The sequence below is a fragment of the Mycobacterium sp. NGS54 genome (assembly GCF_059812465.1).
Genome location: NZ_JCALCS010000003.1, coordinates 151858 through 168425, shown reverse-complemented (window position 1 = coordinate 168425; position 16568 = coordinate 151858). Strand labels below are relative to the sequence as shown.

Here is a 16568-nt window from a genome sequence, read left to right as displayed (position 1 = left end):
CTATACGTGCGGCGTCAGGTCCAGCGAGGTGATCGTCGTCATCCTCGTCACCAGCCAGCGGCCGTTGGTGCGTTTCATGAACAACCGGTAGGAGAGGTATTTCAGCGACGGGATGTTCTTGGTCAGCGGGCTGGTGGACGTGGTGTTGGTGTACACGATGACCACGGCATTCGGGTCGTCCAGCGACTCGACCGCGGCGCCGGTCACTTCGGTGTTGTTGGTCACCTTGGCCTGCTTGTTCGGCCCCACGATCGCGTCGACGAACTTGCGGTACTGGGCCTCGAAGTCGCCGCTGAGGTAGGCCGCGGCGCGATCGGCGAGGCCGTCCATGTTCTCCGGGGTATAAGTCCACAGCGCCGTGATCGCGTTAGCCGCGGTGCGGGCCACCTTCAACTTCGTTGCGGCAGTGGCGCGATCGGTCAGGTACGGCTGCACCGCCGCACCCGCGAACGCGGCGGAGCCGACGAACAGCACCGCGGCCACCGCGATGGCGATGGCGAGCCGCTTGCCGGCCAAAATCTTGCGCCGTGGGCGCTTTGCCTTGGCGCCCGTCGCGCCGTCGCCGGCCCCGTCGGCCTCTTCGGCAGCCGCGGTCTCAGCGGATTCGGTTGTCGCATCGGCGGTTTCGTCGGCCTCGCCCGTGGCGTCTTCCGTCGTTGCCGCGTCGGCGGTCAGATCACCTGTATCAGGCTGCTGATCTTCCACTGATTCCCTTCCTGCGTGACGGTTGCCATCCAACGATTGGTGTTGTCGAATACCTGCTTTTCATCCGGCGACTTGGAGGTCACGTCGGTGGCCACCATCACGGTGGCGGTGCCGTCGTCGTTCCACCGCTCCAGGCCCGCACCGAGGACGGTCCCGGTTGCGGGCTCGGCCCGGGCCACCTGGAGCAGGATTTCGTTCGCCTTCTCGTGGTACTGCTTGGCGAAATCACCGGTGGCTTGGGCCATCACCCGTGTCACGTAATCGTTGGCGTGATACGGGTCGATGGAGGTGAACTGCGCCATGAACCCCGACACGTAGCTGAGCACCTGGCGCTCCTTGGCGGCCGCGCGCACGCGCGACTGATGCGCGATCAGCATCAGGCTGCATGCGGCGATCGCCGCGACCACCAGCACCGCGGCGACCGCGCCCGCAGCCGGCTGCCACCAGGGCCGCCCCGGCGGCACCGGGCGCGCGATCAGCAGCGATTCCTCGCCGGGCTCAAACTTGCGGCGGGGGCTCATTTTCCGTTCCCTGGCGGTTTCGGCCTGGTCAGTACGGTGAGATCGTCGACGAGCCAATGTTGGTCCGCGCCTTTGGCGAATTCCACCCGAACGGTTGCGCTGATCGGGCGTTCCTCGGGTCCCACTCCCCGCCTGCCCTGCAGGAACAACAGCATCGTCGCCCGGTCCGGCGTGGCGGATTGCACCGACCCGTCCGTGGACCAGTACTCGTTGATGACGGGATTGCCCTTCTGGACCACGTCCTGCTGCGCCGCCAGCTGACTCCGGTATTTGTCGGTCGCCAGCGACCTGGCCCGAGCGAAGTCGTCGCGCAACGACTTTGGGTCGTACGTCAACATCTGCGCCACGATCTTGGGCCCTTGCGTTGCGATCTCGGCCCTGGTTTGATCGCTCGCCCGGTCGCGGGAGTACACCACCAGGTAGCTCACGGCGGTGCCGCCGACACACACCAGCACCGCGGTCAGCACCGCCGCCGCGGTCCAGCGCCGCAACTTGGGCCGAACCTCGTCGTATTCGACCCGGCGCACTTCGGTGCCCAGCAGCATGTCGGCGAACGTACGGCGCCGCGAATCCCACAGCGGCCAAAGCCATCCCACCACCGACACCGTGTCAAGCAGGTGGGCCAGCTCGCGCAGCAGCAGTCCCCATGGCCCGATGGCGGCGCCGTCGCGGCGCACCACCCCGACGCCGAACAGGCCGCGTCCCAGGCTCCAGCCCGTGATGGTCGGCAGCAGCAACCGGTTGACCAACATCGCCAGGATGGCGAGCCCGGCGACCGAGACGCAGACCCACCACCAAACCGCATGCTGATCCACGGTCCAGGCGACCAATGCCATGGTCACCGCCACGGCGACGCACGGAACGACGTCCACGGCGAACGCGCCCGCACGAAGCTGCCAGGGGGCCAAGGCATCCCGCGGTGACTCCGGTAGCGCCGCAGTGGTCGGGTTCTTTTCGACCACCACCGTCACTTCGTCACCTGGTCGAGCTTGGAAATCCGGTACTGCCCTTCGGCGAATGCCATCTTCACCCTCAGCCGATACCCGGTTTCCTTTTGCGACTGATCGCTGGCCACCTTGACGCGCATCGCGACGAGCACGTCGACCGAACCGTCGTCGTTGTTGCGCTCCACCGCCGCCCGCACGTCGGCCACCTGAACGTGGACATTCGCGGCCTGATAGGCCTGCACGATCATGTTCGTGTACAGCAGCGCCTGGGAGCGGAACGCGTCCGTGCCGCACTCGATGATCTTCTGTTCGCTCTGGGCCATGGCGTTGGTGTCGGGCGCCTGGGTCGCCGACACACAATCCACCGCCGCCTTGAGCGCGGCCGCGTCGTTGCGCGCGATGACCTGGCTCTCGTGGTGATAACGCAACGCGAAGTAGCCACCGGCCCCCAGACCGGCGGCCAGCAGCACGAGCGCGGCGGCGATGCCGGAGAGCCACCCGCGCCCCAGGCGCGACGGACGGCGTTCGACGTCCGCGGCTTCGGTTTCGGCGACAGCGACGGCGTCATCCTCGGCCTCGGGTTCGGCATCGGTTTCGGCGTCGGGCGACTCGAGGCTGGTCGCCTCGGCTTCGGTTTCGGGCGATTCATCGTCCGTCACCTGGGTGGTCGTCTCGTCGTCAGCAGCCGCCGGCTCCTGATGACTCTTCGGACTCGATCTCTGGGAGGGCTTGCGCAGTCGACGAAACCTCGGCATGGGTGGGGGGTTCAGCCGGCCGGCGCCAGCATCTCCTTCCATCCGTCGTCTCCTGTTTTGCTCGAGTTCTCGACGGAGTATTTCACTCCATCGGGCCCGACCAGCTCACCGCTCTGCGGACTGTAGATGGCGACGGGGGGCCCGCTCGGAGTGTAGACACACGGGTTGGGCTGCTGGCCGTTGCACTGCACCGTGCCGGTTCCCGGCCGCGACAAGGGGTCGCTGGTCGGCGGCGGCGTGCCCGGGACGCGGTCCGACGGAGCCGGGTTGAGGCCGTTGTTGACCGAAGGCGCCGGGATCACCATGCCGGGGCGCACCGACTGATCACAGCGCGCCGCGGGGGCGGGGCAGGTCAGGATCTGGTTCGGGTCGCCGTACCAGGGGTTCGTGCCCGCCGGAACGTATGGCCTGGGATCGCGGCATTCCCGCGGGGTGGCCGCCCGCTTGCCGGGCACGTCGGTACACGGGATGTTGCGCGAACCGCGCACGCTGTTGGCCGGCGTCTCCATCGGAATCTTGCAGTAGGTGCCCGACGGCAGCGGCGCCAGGTTGGTGTCCGCCGGGGACCGCCACTCCTCCGCCGGAATGAAGCCGGTCAGGCAGGGCGGCGGCTGGTTGATCGACAACGCCAGGTCGAGCGCGGCCTGGTTCGGGAACGGCGCGGCCACCGTCTGCGCGATCGATGCACCCTGCGGCAGGAAGACGAACACCTGCTCCACGCCGGTGTGGTAGCGCTTGAGCAGGTCGAACACGACCTCGAGGTTCGCCAGCGTCTGTGGCAGCGAGTCGCGGACGTCGTTGAATACCTCGTTGACCTGGTCGGCGGTCGGCGCCGCCTGGCGCAGCACGCTGCGCACATGACTGTCCTCCCGCGCGGCCTGCGCGGACAGGTTGTTCAGGTTGCGTGCCCACCGCTCGATCGCGGCGTTGGAATTGACCTGGCTGTCCAGGACCGGCCCGGAGTTCTGGATGATGTCGTTGACGTTGGTGATGTTCGTCTTGAAGTCACCGACGATCGCCTGGGTGGAGTCGACCAGCCGCTGCAGGGCGGGCCCCAGCCCGCCGACGGCCTGCGCCGTCTCGTCGAGCAGCTGGCCGATCTTCTCCTTGGGCAGCACGGCAAGACCCCGGTTGGCGGTGTCCAGCGCCGGCCCGATCTCGCTGGGCACCGTGCCGTGGGTGATGGTCTGGCCGTCGGCCAGGTCCTTGCCCGGGTTGCCGGTCGACACCAGATCCAGATACTGCTCACCGACCGCCGACACCGAGTGCACGTTGGCGACGGCGTCGACCGGGATCTTGTAGCGGCTGTCGATGCTCATCGTGGCCTTGGCGCCGTTCTCGGTGGGCTCGACGTCGGTGACCTTGCCGATGGTGATGCCGCGATACGTCACGTTGGCGGTCGGGTACAGGCCACCCGACGCGGGCAGGTCGGCCTTGAGCGTGTACCGGCCGATGCCGACCAGGCTCGGAAGCTGCAGATAGTAGATACCGAGCACCAGGATCGAGATCACCGTCAGGATCCCGAAGGCGATCAGTTGGCGTCGGACGAAGGGAGTCAGCAATTCCTGTCCGCCCTTTCCACCAAGGGTCCGCCCGGCGCGTCGCTCGGGTTGGGCGTGTAGCGGACGTCGGGAATCATCGACTCCGGGTCGCGCCCGTACGACTGCTCGAGCGCGCGCAGCGCCCCCGACATCCCGGTTCCCGTCAGGAACGCGTTGTCGATCGAGCTCCAGGTGACGTCCAGCGTGATCGAAATGTTCTGGTAGTCGCCGCGCATGAGCTTCGGGATGGTGTCGATGTCGTAGGGCTGCGTCAGGATCAGCTTCAGCGCCCCGATCAGGTACGGCGAGGCACGGCCGAGCTCTCTGAGCGGGCACTGCAGCGACTGCAGGTCCTGGTGCAGGGGGCCCCTCGCCTCGGACAGGTACTGGTCGGCGGCCTGGCTGAGCCGTCCCACCGAATCAACGGCGTTGATCAGCAGCTGCTTGGTGTCGGCGAAATGCTTGATCAGCGGCGGGACGTCGGTCAGCACCCGGTCCAGCACGTCGGCCCGGCCACCCACGTACGTCAGCAGCCGGTTGGTGGAGTCGATGGCGTGGGTGATGTCGTCGCGCTGCTGGTTGAGCTGGGTGGTGAACGTGTCCAGCTTGCCCAGGAACGCCCGAATCTGGTTGCCCCGCCCGTTGAAGATGTTGAAGACCTCGTTCTGCAGCACCTCGAGGTTGGGGATGCCGCCGCCGCGCAGGATCAGCGACAGGCTGGCCAGGGTCTGCTCGGTGGTGGGGAACGCCGTCGAGTTCTTCAGCGGGATGGTGTCGCCGTCCTTGAGCAACTCCGGCGACGGGTTGGGGGGCGCGGCCAGTTCGACGTGCTGCGAACCCAGCAGCGAGGTCTGGCCGATCTTGGCGGTGGCGTTCTTCGGCAGCTTGACGCTCTTGTCGACGCCCAGCGTCAGCGTCGCCACCCAGTTCTTCAGGTTGATGGCCCTGATCGAGCCGACGAAGACGTCGGCGACCATCACCTTGCTGTTGCCGTTGATCGCGAGCGTGTCCGGCATCTGGACGTAGAGGGTGTAAGACCCGCTGCCGCTCCCCGGGCCGCCCGGGATCGCCACGTTGGAGATCCCCTTCCAGCCGCACGAGCTCAGCACCAGCGCGGCCACCAGGAGTACCAGCGCCTGCCAGCCCCGGTGACGTATCCGACGCGCAATCGCGGTCACTGCCCACCTCCGAGACCGGCGGCCGCCGGCGGCCCGCCGGCGTTGGGGGCCGGCGCAGCGACGGGCGCGGGCGTCGGAGCGACCGGGCCGGGGGCTACCTCCGGCCCCGGCGGCGGCGGGGGTATCGGCACCTGCGGCGGGTTCTGACCGATCACCGGCGAGGGGCCCTCGTCGTAGGCATTCGGCGGCCCGGGCGGGGTTTGCAGGGTCGACTGCACGGGCGGGATGTTGGGCCCACCCATGAGTTCGGCCAGCGACTCCGGCGTCATCAGGCCTTGCGTGATCGGGCCCACCTGCTGCCCCTGCATGCCGGGGGCGACGATCCACCCGTGTTCGGTGTTGCGGTGCGACGTCGGCGTATCCGGCGACCAGATGCCCGGGACGGTGGTGTCCTTATATCCGTCCGGTGGATGCAGGCGCGGCTCGGAGTAGGCGACATCCTTGGGCAGCGTCTCGGCCGTGCTCGCCACGTTCAGGCCGAACGGCAGGTAGTTGAACTTGATCGCGTCGAGGATCGGCGCCAGGTATTGCGCACACAGCTCGGCGGAATCCTGGTAACCCAGGCGGCTGCCGGCCTGGATCGAGCTGCAGATGAACTGCATCGGGTTGGCGAAGTTGGTGATCGCCGGAACGGCCACCACCGAACCGTGCGTCGGGTGGTAGATCTGGTTGATGTTCGCCGCGGCCGTCGGCAGGATGTGCAGCGCCGTCTCCAGCCCGTTCAGCGGATCCGGTTGCAACAGCGCGTTCGTCGCCGTCGACAGGTTGTTGATGTCGTGGGTCAGCACCTCGCGGTTCTGGTCGAGCCAGGGCCGCACGGTCTTGAGCAGGCCGTCGAACTGCTGTACCGCGTCGGCCAGGGCCCCGTCGGAGCTGGCGAGCCGGCTGGTGAACTCCGCCAGGTTCTGGTTGAGCGCCACGAACTGCTGATCGTCCTGGTGCAGCGCGTTGACGAACAGCGCCAGGCTGCGCACCACCGCGAAGAAGTCGCCGCGACCCTCATTCAAGGCGGTCAGCGCCTGCGACAGGCTGTTCAGCGTCGTGTTGAACTCCTTGCCCTTGCCGGCCAGCCCGTTCGCGTACGACTCGATGACCTCACCGAACGGGCCCTTGGGCTGCTCCGGCGTCGGGCCCAGCTTGGAGATGATGTTGGTGACGCTGTTGCGCAGCTGGTCCCACTCCACCGGCACCTGGGTGCGGTCCTCCGGGATCACCGCGTTGTCGGCAAGCACCGGCCCGCCCTTGTAGGCCGGCTCCAGCTGGATCGCGCGCGACGCCACCAGCGTCGGGTTCAGGATCACCGCCGACGCGCTGGCCGGCACCTTGTACTTGTTCTCGTAGTGGAAGGTGACCTTCATCTTGTCGCCGGCCGGCTCGATCTTGTCGATCGCACCCACCCGCAGCCCCATGATCTGCACCTTGTCGCCCGGGTAGAGCGCGTTCGCCGCCGGGAAGTAGGCCACGACGGTGTTGTTCGTCAGCTTCTGGTAAAGCCGCCAGCCGACGTACCCCAGAATCAGGGCCAGCACGATCACCAGCGACCCGATGATCACCGATGTCCGGGACAGCTTCGGCAGCCGGATGTTGCGAACATCAAAGATGGTGCTCAATTCTGGCTACCTCCCGTGATGCCGCTGCCTCCCGTGCCGCCGGGGTTGATGAACGGCGCCGGTAGCTGGATCCCCGGCCCGGGCGGTGCCGGCGGCCCGGGCGGCAAGGCCGGCGCGAACGTCGACGGGGGCGGCGTCGGGCCGGCCGGGCCAAGGTTCTCGGTGCGCGCGCCCGGCGGCGCCTGCGTCGGCAGCGGCACCGGAGTGCCCGGGACGTCGGGCGGCGGGTCACCCGGGCGCCCCGCGATGTTGATGCCCGGGGTGGGCGGCAGCCCATCGGGATTGGGCGGCGACGTCAAGACGTCGACGGGCGCCGGGAAGCCGACCCCGCCGAACGGGCCGATGCCCGCCCCCGCGCACGGCAACGGGTTCCACGGCCGCGGCAGACCCTCGTCGCCGACGGTGACGTTGCCGCCGGGGTTTGCCGGCGTGTACGAGCACGGCGACCCGGGCGGGACGGCGGGACCGGGGTGATCGGGCGTGCCCTCCAGCACCGGCGGCGCCGGCGGTGGCGCGCCGTTGGGTTGCCGGGTGCCGTTGGGGTCGGGCCACCGGAATTCCGGCAGGCCGGCGCTGCGCCAGAAGTTCTCCGGGTCGATGCCGCGCTTCTTGAACGCGGCGTCGATGAACGGTTGCACGATCTGACCGGGGAACAGGTTGTGCAGCACCACCTTGAAGAACGGCCCCGACGCGATGGCCTCGTTGAGCGACGGGAGGAACCGGCCGACCTCGGTGAAACCGGCGGCGAGGTCGTCCTTGCGCTGGACCAGGATGTCGCTGACCGTGCGCAACTGCTCGAGCACGTGGTTCAGGTTGGGGTTGTCGTTGATGAAGCCCTTCACCTGTTCGGAGAAGGCCGCGACGTTCGCCAGCAACGCGTTGATGGCCTGGCCGCGCTCGTTGAAGGCGGCCAGCAGGACCTTCGTGTTCACCAGTAACCGGTCGATCTGGTCGGCGCGGTCACCCAGGATGCTTGCCACCTGGTTGGACTGGGCGAGCAGGTGCTTGATCTGCTCGTCGCGCTTGCCGATCGTGTCGGAGAACTTGGCCACCCCGTCGAGCGCGGCGCTCAGGTGCGGATAGGTCTGGTCGATGGTCTCCGACAGCACATGCAACGACTGCTTGACCGTGTCGATGTCCCACCCGCTGGCGGCCTTCGTCACGTCGAAGAACGCGTCATAGATCTGATAGGGGGTGGTGCTCTGCCCGATCGGCAGCGAGTCGCCGGGCCGCAGCCGGCTGTTGCCCCGGTTCTCGATCTCGAGGACCTTCTTGCCCAGGATGGTGTCCGTCTTGATCGCCAGCCGGCTCTCGGTGCCGATGCTTTCGGTGCCGATGTTGAACTTGATCAGCACGTGGTCGCCGTCGATGTCGAGGCTCTCTATCTTGCCGACGTCCAAGCCGGCGATGCGCACTTTGTCGCCCGTGCTGAGGCCGCCGGTGTCGGTGAACTGCCCGTAGTAGTGCGGCTTGGCCATCAGCATGGGCACACTCGTGAAGCTTTGACCGACGCCGATGACGAGCAGCGTCACGAGGATGCCCATCAGGCCGATGCGCATCCGGTTGGGGGGTTCCAGCGTCCTCATTGCGGCGTGCACCTGCCCGTCGGCTGGTTGAAGAGCTTGACCGTCCGGATCGGACCGCCGGCCTGCAACCCGTTGATCTTGAGTGTGATGTCGCAGGCATAGAAGTTGACGAAGTCACCGTACGAGCCGATGGTGCGCCCGATCATGTTCAGCGCCGTCGGCACCTTGTGGATGAAGTCGTTGAGCTGCTCGCGCTGATCGATGAGCGGCTGCTGAACGGCGTCGAGGTAGTTGAGGCTGCTGTGCAGGAGCCCCCGGTCCTCGGCGAGCAGGTCGGCCACCGTCCCGGCGGCGTTGCTGATGTGCGCGGTCCCGCCCGCCAGCTGCTCGCTGTGGCCCTTCAGCCCCGTGATCAGGACCTCCAGGTTGTTGACGGTCTGATCGAATTGCTGGCGATGCCGAACCGTGGTGTCCAGCACGATGTTCAGGTTCTTGACCACCTCGCCGATCGCCTGGTCGCGCTCGCCGAGCTGGTTGGTCAGCTGCGCCGTCTGGTCGAGGATGTCGTTGATGGTGCCGCCCTGACCCTGGAACACGGTGACAAGTGCCGTCGCGATGGTGTTGACCTTCTGCGGGTCCAGCGCCCGAAACAGCGGCTTGAACCCACCGATCAGCGCGTCGAGGTCAAGCGCCGGCGACGTCCGCGACGCGGGGATGAATCCGCCCGGGGGCAGCACCTTTTCGGAGCCCTCGCCCTCGCCGCGCTTGAGCTCCAGATACCGGTTTCCGATCAGGTCGAGGTAGCGGATCTGGGCGGTCGTCGACTGATACAGCGGGATCGACCGGTCGACGTTGAACTCCACCCGCGCCCGCCGGCCACCGTCGACCAGCTTCACCGAACTGACCTTGCCGATCTCCACCCCGGAGGCGCGGACGAACTGGCCCTGCCGCAGCCCGCTGACGTTGGTGAACTCGGCCGAGTATCCGTTGGTGCGGTCAAACCGCATCTGGCCGAACACCACGACGATCATCACAGTGAAGACCAACAGCACCAGTGAGAAGATGCTGAGTCGGACGATGGTACCGGTGATTTTCATGGGTTGATCGTGTTATCCCCTACCTGACGACCCCAGACGTACTCGATCGCATACGGCGAACCGGTGTCGAGGTGGTTGTACGGCGCGATGCTGTTGCCGGAGTCCATCACCAATTCGGGTGCGGGCCAAAGGTCATGGGTGATGTGCTGCCAGCAGCCCGGTGCGCCGCCCGGCCCGCCGCGCGCGTTCACCCGCGGCAGGTTCTCCGGCCACACATAGGGGTTCGGCGCCCCACCGATCAGGGTGGCGATGTTGCCCAGGCCCGCCAGCCCTTGGGTGGGCAGCGCGAAGATCCCGATCAGGCCGACCAGCGTGATCGCCGACACCGGGTTGAGCAGCAAGCCCAGCCCGGACAGCAGCTTCGTGTCGGCGTTGAGCGAATAGCCGTTGCCGCCGAGGAACGACCGGGCCGTGGGCTCGATGTCGTGGTAGTTGCGGACGGTGCAGAACAGCTCGGGGCTGTAGGTGTCCAGCAGCTCGGCCGTCGGCACCAGGTCCTTGGCCCCGCGCGCCAGGTACGGCCCGCCCTTCTCGAAGAGGTCGGCGCCGGTGTTGCCGAAGCCGGCCGCCGACAACAGCGCCTGATCGAGGTCCTTCTGCTGCGCGTTGATCGAGCGCGCGGTGACCACCGAGTTGTTGAGGAAGTCGATCAGGTCCGGCGCTGCATTGGCGTAGGTGTCGCCCAGATTGGCCAGCTGCGCGATGTCGCGCCGCGCCTGCGGCATCTGCGGGTTGACGTCGTCGAGGATCGCGTTGGCGTTGACGATCGACTGCCCGACCCGGTCACCCAGCCCGGCCAGCGATTGCGCGGCGGCGCTCAGCGTCAGGTTCAGCTTCACCGGATCCACCTGCTGCGCGATCTCGGTGATGGTCTGAAACAGCGTGTTGATCTCCGTCGTCACCGAGCGGGCGTCGATCACGGTCTGCGGTGTGATCCGTTGCGGCGACGGGTTTTTCGGCGTCGTCAGCGACACGTACTTGCCGCCGAACACCGTGGTCGCCTTGATGTCGGCGGTCACGTTCGACGGGATCAGCTTGAGGTAACGCGGATACACGTCGAGGCTGAACTTGGCCGCCGGCTTGCCGTCCTTGACGATCTCCGAGATCTTGGCCACCCGGCCGATCTCCACCCCGTTGTAGGTGACCTTCGAGCCGGGATCCATCACCAGGCCGGCCCGGTTGGCCACCATGGTCAGGTGTTCCTTCTTGGTGAAGTCGCCCCGGAACTGCCCGTACACCAGGACGAGTGCCACGGCCGCGGCGACGAGCAGCGCGACCCCGGCCAACTTGTACGGCGGGTTGCGGGGCGCGTTGATCTTTCCGGCGGGTGACGTCATGGCTACACCGTTAACGCGAAGTTGGGGTTGACGCCGTAGAGCGCCAACGCGGCGGCCAAAACCACAACCTGTACCGACACCAGCGAGAAGCGCATCGACCGGCCGACGGCCTCACCGACGCCGACGGGCCCGCCACCGGCGTTGTAGCCGTAGAAGCAGTGGGTGATCATCACGACGGCCGTGATGATGATGGCCTCCACGAACGACCAGAACACGTCGTCGGGGCGCAGGAACGTCCGGAAGTAGTGCTCGTAGGTGCCCTGCGACTGCCCGTACAGCACCGTCGTGGTGATCTGCGGGGACAGGAACGACATGATCATCGCCAGCGCGTAGAGCGGAATGATCACCACCAGCCCGGCCATGATCCGCGTCGTCGCCAGGAACGAGATCGACTTGATGCCCATCACCTCGAGGGCGTCGATCTCCTCGCTGATCCGCATGGCGCCCAGCTCCGCGGTGGCGCCGGCCCCGACGGTGGCGGCCATCGAGATGCCGGTGACGACGGGCGCGGCGATGCGCACGTTGATCAGCGCGGCGAAGAAGCCGGTGAAGGCCTCGACGCCGATGTTGCCCAGGGAGGCGAAGCCCTGGATAGCGACGAGCGAGCTACCGGACAGGGTCACGAAGCCGACGATCGCGACGGTGCCGCCGACGACGGCCATCGCGCCGGTGCCCATCCCGATCTGCGCGATCAGCCGCAGCGTTTCCTTGCGGTAGTTGCGCAGCGCGTGCGGGATGTGGCCGAGGGCCACCGCGCCGAACCAGGCCATCTGCCCGGCGTCGTCGAGGCCGCGGCCGAGGGCGCCGCCGTAGCGGCTGAGGTTCTCGACGAACCGGGGATGAACGCCCCGCGTGACGGTGCCGATCGACATGTCAGCGCCCCGTTCCGAATCGCACACCGATCGTGGTCAGCACCACGTTGACCGCGTACAGCGCGACCACGCAGAGCACCACGGTTTCGTTGACGGCGGTGCCCAGGCCCTTGGAGCCGCCGCGCACGGTCAGCCCGCGGAAGCAGCCGACCAGTCCGGCGATGAGCCCGAACATCGCGGCCTTGACCGTCGCGATGACCACCTCCGGCAGGCCGGTGATGGTGGTCAATGTGGCGAGGTAGGCCCCGCCCGACACGTTCTGCAAGTACACCCCGAACAGGTAGCCGCCCACCAGGCCGACGGTGATCACCAGGCCGTTGAGCAGCGTGGCGACCAGGGTCGCGGCGATCACCCGGGGCACCACCAGCCGGTGGATCGGGTCGATGCCGAGCACCTCCATCGCGTCGATCTCCTCGCGGATGGTGCGGGCACCGAGGTCCGCGCAGATCGCCGTGGACCCGGCGCCGGCCACCACCAGCACCGTGGTCAGCGGGCCGAGCTGGGTGACCGCACCGATGGCCGCCCCGGCTCCGGACAGGTCCGCGGCGCCGAACTGGGCGAGCAGCACGTTGAGGGTGAAGATCAGCAGCACGGTCAGCGGGATCGAGACCATGATGGTCGGCAGGAATGCCACCCGCATGATGAACCAGCACTGCAGGACGAATTCGCGCCATTGGAAGGGCCAGCGGAACAGCGCCCGGCCGGCCAGCACACACATCCGGAAGAACCCACCGATGAGCGTCAGCGGCGTCTCCAACTGGTCGCGCAGGTAGCCGACCAGGTGTGGACGATCCGTCGTCGAAGTCACCGGTTCCCCCTCACCTCGACATCGTGTGCCCCGGGGGTCCGCAGCGAAACGAGTCGCACGCGTCGCCCCCTCTCCGTCCCGCGGTCGGGGGAACCCGCACCCCTCCCCGACCATGTGTCTGTGACCATCGGCTCCCTACCCGCAAGTAGTAACGGAGACCACAGGAATGTACCCGATGGTCGTGAGCGTGTGAACTGCATCCGCACAATTAACCCTTCGTCAACAGCGGGCAAACGTTACAGCTTCCGTCAGCCCTCCCCTTGTGTGGTCAAATCCCTTGCCGCGGAACCGCTTTCAGTTATATTGACGGCTGCGTAGCGAACCCGTAACTCGGTCTTGAGCACCTTTCCGGCCGGATTGCGGGGCAGTGCGTCGACGATTTCGAGCGCCTTCGGATGCTTGTACCGCGCGAGCCGCTCGGCGAGGAACTCGAGCAGGTCGTCCAGCCGCAACTCCTCGCCGGCGACCGCGGCGACCGCGATCGGCACCTCGCCCCACTTCTCGTGGGCCCGGCCGATGACGGCGACTTCGACGATCTGGGGATGGCCGGCGAGAACGTTCTCCACCTCGGCGCAGTAGATGTTCTCTCCGCCGGAGATGATCATGTCCTTCTTGCGGTCGACCACCCAGACGTAGCCGTCCTCGTCCATCCGGACCAGGTCCCCGGAATGGAACCAGCCACCGGCGAAGGCCTCCGCGGTGGCCTGCGGGTTGTTCCAGTAGCCGCTCATCAATGTCGGTGCGCGGTAGACGATCTCGCCCACCTCGCCGACGGGGACGTCGTTCATGTTTTCGTCGACCACGCGGGCAGTGACCGTGGGGATCACCTTGCCCACCGAGCCGCGCTTCCGGATCGCGTCGTCGCCGAGCAGCATGCAGGTGACCGGCGACATCTCGGTCTGGCCGAACGCGGCGAGGATCTGGGTCCCGGGGAACGTCGCCGACATCTCCCGCAGCAACGCGTCCGTCGCCGGGGCGGCCCCCCAAGACATCACCCGCAACCTCAGATCGCGGGGCCGCGCCTGCTGTTCGGCGCACACCGCCTGCCACTGCGCCGGAACCAGAAAGAGCCCGGTGACCTTCTCCGCCTCCAACACGTCGAGCAGCTGGCCGGGGTCGAAGGCGCCCAGCGGGTAGATCACCGTGGGGATGCCGAGCAGCATCGACGTCAGCATGTTGCCGATGCCGGCGATGTGGAAGAACGGGACGCCGACGAAACCGACGTCGTTATTTATGTCGGCGCCCATCGTGTACAGCCCGGTCATCGTCTGGCCGGTCAGGTTGGCGTGGGTCAGCACCGCGCCCTTGGGCCGGCCGGTGGTGCCCGAGGTGTACATGATCAGCGCCGGCGAATCGTTCGGGATGTCCGGGATGTCTCTGGACCCTCGCCCATCGCCGGGCTCCTCGATGAGGTCGTCGTAGCCGAACACCCCTTCGTCCGACGAAGCGCCGGCGACGACGATGGTGTCCGGCATCGGCTGGATGTCGCGCACGCCGGTGGCCACCGGGGCGAGCACCGATTCGGTGATCAGCACCCGCGCCTCGCAGTCCTCGACCAGGAAGACGATCTCGGCCGAGGTGAGCCGGAAGTTGAGCGGGACCGCGATGGCGCCCAGCGCGTTGACGGCCAGCACCGCCTCGACGAACTCGGTGCGGTTGAGCATCAGGATCATTACCCGGTCGCCGAAGCCGACGCCCCGGCGACTCAACGCATCGGCCAGGGCCATGACCCGGCGGTGCAGGCCCTGCCAGGTGACCGTGTTGCCCAGGAACCGCAGCGCCGTCGCGCCGGGTTGCATCAGCGCGTGCCGCTCGAGTTGGTTGACCCAGTTCTGCCGCCGGGCCAGGTACGGCTGCTCGGTGGCCTGGGCCAGCTGGCTGGCCAATTGCGCGGTCAACTGCTGTCTCCCCTTCACCTCGAGCACCGCTTGCGACAGGTTGATATTTGATAAAACATGGTGTTACGTGGGTCACATTATGGCTTTAGTGCCGCTGTGACAAGACCCCGACGAGACCCGCCCAGCCCGCGAAACCCCTGGCAGCCCGCGTGAACGCACCGATGTCGACCAAGCCGAGAACCCGCCGGCCACTGCGCCGGGCGCAGTTGTCCGACGAGGTCGCGGGTCACCTGCGGGCGGCCATCATGTCGGGGGCGCTGCGGCCCGGAACGTTCATCCGCCTCGACGAGACGGCCGCCGAACTCGGGGTCAGCGTCACGCCGGTGCGCGAGGCCCTGCTGAAGCTGCGCGGTGAGGGCATGGTGCAGCTGGAGCCGCACCGCGGCCACGTCGTGCTGCCGCTGAGCCGGCAAGACATCCAGGACATTTTCTGGCTGCAGGCGACGATCGCCAAGGAGCTGGCCGCCGCCGCCACCGACCACGTCACCGACGACGAGATCGACGAGCTGGACCGCATCAACAACGCGCTGGAGGCGGCCGTCGGCTCCAGCGAGCCGTCGACCATCGCCGGCATCGAGCACGCGTTTCACCGCGTCTTCAACCAGGCCGCCGGCCGGATCAAGTTGGCATGGTTCCTGCTGAACGCCGCGCGCTACATGCCGGCGGAGGTGTACGCGGCCGACCCCGAATGGGGCGCGGCCACCGTCGCCCACCACCGGGAGTTGATCGCGGCGCTGCGCCGGCGCGACGCGCACGCGGTGGTCGAGCACACCGTCTGGCAGTTCACCGACGCGGCGGCCCGGCTGACCGTGATGCTGAACCGGGCCGGCGTCTTCGACTGAGCCGCGCCCGCTCAGCCGGCCAGCTGCTCGGCGCGCTGCTTGAGGTTCTCGGCGAGATGGTCGAGCACGTTGCCGGCGAGCGACTTCACCATCGGCGCGGGAATCGGCATCGACGTCTCGACGTCCATGTCCACCGTCAGCAGGCTCGACATGCCGGTGTCCACCGCACTGAACAGCTGCTCCTGCTTGGTGAACAGGTCGCCCTGCTGCAGGACGGTCTGGATCTGGTTTTCCCCCGGGTAGTAGATCGCCTGGATGAAGGTGGCCTGCATGCCTTGGTAATCGGCGTCGAGCCGCACCTGGCTGGGGCGCCCGTCGTCGTAGCGGGCGAGCACCCAAAGGCCCTTGATCTCCTCGTTCCACTCCGGGTAGCGCTCGAAATCGGCGACGATGCCCATGATCGACGCGGCGTTGGCGCTGACCTCGACGGTCTTGCTCAAAACTGGCATGGCGCAAGCATATCGGGCGATCGGCCGCGCTATTGATCCACGCGGGCCGTCGCCAGCAGCGCGCGAATGGCGTCGGGAATCGGCACCGGTTTGCGGCTGGCCCGGTCGACGTAGACGTGCACCCAGTGTCCCAGCGCGGTGATCGGTTGCGGTCCATCGCCCGAGCGGAACACGCCCAGCCGGTAGGTGACGCTGCTGCGGCCCAGGCGGGTCACCGCGAGGCCCACCGTGAGGCCCTCCGGGAAATGCAGTTCGGAGAAGTAGCGGCAGCCCGACTCGGCGACGATGCCCAGCGCGGGCGTGGCGAGGGGGTCGATCCCGACGCTGGTGTTGATCCAGGCGTTGATCGCGGTGTCGAACAGTTGGTAGTAGACCGCGTTGTTGAGGTGGCCGAACATGTCGTTGTCGGCCCACCGGGTTCCCACCGGCCACAGCACGGGGAAATCGGCGCTGGTCAGGTTGTCCGACGGGGGTGAACTCAT

General features: G+C 67.4%; 16 protein-coding genes. 1 reads left to right on the top strand and 15 read right to left on the bottom strand.

The genetic code is table 11. From position 1 onward, the window contains the following. From AC5Y5E_RS09755 to fadD5, 13 genes are all read right to left on the bottom strand, one after another. The gene (locus AC5Y5E_RS09755) at nt 1-705 is read right to left on the bottom strand and encodes a hypothetical protein (protein ID WP_499902789.1); all 705 of its coding nucleotides are present in this window, start codon (nt 703-705) and stop codon (nt 1-3) included. Further along, the gene (locus AC5Y5E_RS09750; protein ID WP_499902788.1) at nt 672-1226 is read right to left on the bottom strand and encodes an Rv1363c family protein; all 555 of its coding nucleotides are present in this window, start codon (nt 1224-1226) and stop codon (nt 672-674) included. The genes AC5Y5E_RS09755 and AC5Y5E_RS09750 overlap by 34 nt, the downstream gene beginning before the upstream one ends. After that, nucleotides 1223-2197: an RDD family protein gene (locus AC5Y5E_RS09745; RefSeq protein ID WP_499902787.1), complete on the bottom strand. Its 975-nt coding sequence runs from the start codon at nt 2195-2197 to the stop codon at nt 1223-1225. The genes AC5Y5E_RS09750 and AC5Y5E_RS09745 overlap by 4 nt, the downstream gene beginning before the upstream one ends. Beyond that, nucleotides 2194-2970: an Rv1363c family protein gene (locus tag AC5Y5E_RS09740; protein ID WP_499902786.1), complete on the bottom strand. Its 777-nt coding sequence runs from the start codon at nt 2968-2970 to the stop codon at nt 2194-2196. Before AC5Y5E_RS09740 ends, AC5Y5E_RS09745 begins: the two co-directional genes overlap by 4 nt. After that, nucleotides 2940-4490 (bottom strand): virulence factor Mce family protein, encoded by a 1551-nt coding sequence (locus AC5Y5E_RS09735; protein WP_499902785.1) that lies wholly within the window; start codon nt 4488-4490, stop codon nt 2940-2942. The genes AC5Y5E_RS09740 and AC5Y5E_RS09735 overlap by 31 nt, the downstream gene beginning before the upstream one ends. Beyond that, nucleotides 4484-5647, bottom strand: coding sequence for a virulence factor Mce family protein (locus AC5Y5E_RS09730; RefSeq protein ID WP_499902784.1), 1164 nt, complete (start codon nt 5645-5647; stop codon nt 4484-4486). Before AC5Y5E_RS09730 ends, AC5Y5E_RS09735 begins: the two co-directional genes overlap by 7 nt. Further along, the gene (locus AC5Y5E_RS09725) at nt 5644-7257 is read right to left on the bottom strand and encodes a virulence factor Mce family protein (protein ID WP_499902783.1); all 1614 of its coding nucleotides are present in this window, start codon (nt 7255-7257) and stop codon (nt 5644-5646) included. Before AC5Y5E_RS09725 ends, AC5Y5E_RS09730 begins: the two co-directional genes overlap by 4 nt. Next, nucleotides 7254-8843, bottom strand: coding sequence for a virulence factor Mce family protein (locus tag AC5Y5E_RS09720; RefSeq protein ID WP_499902782.1), 1590 nt, complete (start codon nt 8841-8843; stop codon nt 7254-7256). Before AC5Y5E_RS09720 ends, AC5Y5E_RS09725 begins: the two co-directional genes overlap by 4 nt. Then, nucleotides 8840-9880: a virulence factor Mce family protein gene (locus AC5Y5E_RS09715; protein WP_499902781.1), complete on the bottom strand. Its 1041-nt coding sequence runs from the start codon at nt 9878-9880 to the stop codon at nt 8840-8842. The genes AC5Y5E_RS09720 and AC5Y5E_RS09715 overlap by 4 nt, the downstream gene beginning before the upstream one ends. After that, on the bottom strand, nt 9877-11217 hold the full coding sequence (locus AC5Y5E_RS09710) for an MCE family protein (protein WP_499902780.1): 1341 nt from the start codon (nt 11215-11217) through the stop codon (nt 9877-9879). Before AC5Y5E_RS09710 ends, AC5Y5E_RS09715 begins: the two co-directional genes overlap by 4 nt. Nucleotides 11218-11219: 2 nt before the next feature. Continuing rightward, the gene (locus AC5Y5E_RS09705) at nt 11220-12089 is read right to left on the bottom strand and encodes an MlaE family ABC transporter permease (protein ID WP_499902779.1); all 870 of its coding nucleotides are present in this window, start codon (nt 12087-12089) and stop codon (nt 11220-11222) included. Nucleotide 12090: 1 nt separating this feature from the next. Further along, on the bottom strand, nt 12091-12897 hold the full coding sequence (locus AC5Y5E_RS09700; RefSeq protein ID WP_499902778.1) for an MlaE family ABC transporter permease: 807 nt from the start codon (nt 12895-12897) through the stop codon (nt 12091-12093). 248 nt (nt 12898-13145) lie between these two features. Next, nucleotides 13146-14795, bottom strand: coding sequence for a fatty-acid--CoA ligase FadD5 (gene fadD5, locus AC5Y5E_RS09695; RefSeq protein ID WP_499903270.1), 1650 nt, complete (start codon nt 14793-14795; stop codon nt 13146-13148). Between the two features lie 161 nt (nt 14796-14956). Here fadD5 and AC5Y5E_RS09690 point away from each other — a divergent pair, with 161 nt between their 5' ends. Further along, complete coding sequence (locus AC5Y5E_RS09690; protein WP_499903269.1) at nt 14957-15637, top strand: GntR family transcriptional regulator; 681 nt, start codon at nt 14957-14959, stop codon at nt 15635-15637. A gap of 11 nt (nt 15638-15648) precedes the next feature. Here the strand turns inward: AC5Y5E_RS09690 and AC5Y5E_RS09685 are convergent, their stop codons facing one another. Next, nucleotides 15649-16086, bottom strand: coding sequence for an SRPBCC family protein (locus tag AC5Y5E_RS09685; protein WP_499902777.1), 438 nt, complete (start codon nt 16084-16086; stop codon nt 15649-15651). Between the two features lie 29 nt (nt 16087-16115). After that, nucleotides 16116-16568, bottom strand: a complete 453-nt coding sequence (locus AC5Y5E_RS09680; protein ID WP_499902776.1) for an acyl-CoA thioesterase — start codon at nt 16566-16568, stop codon at nt 16116-16118.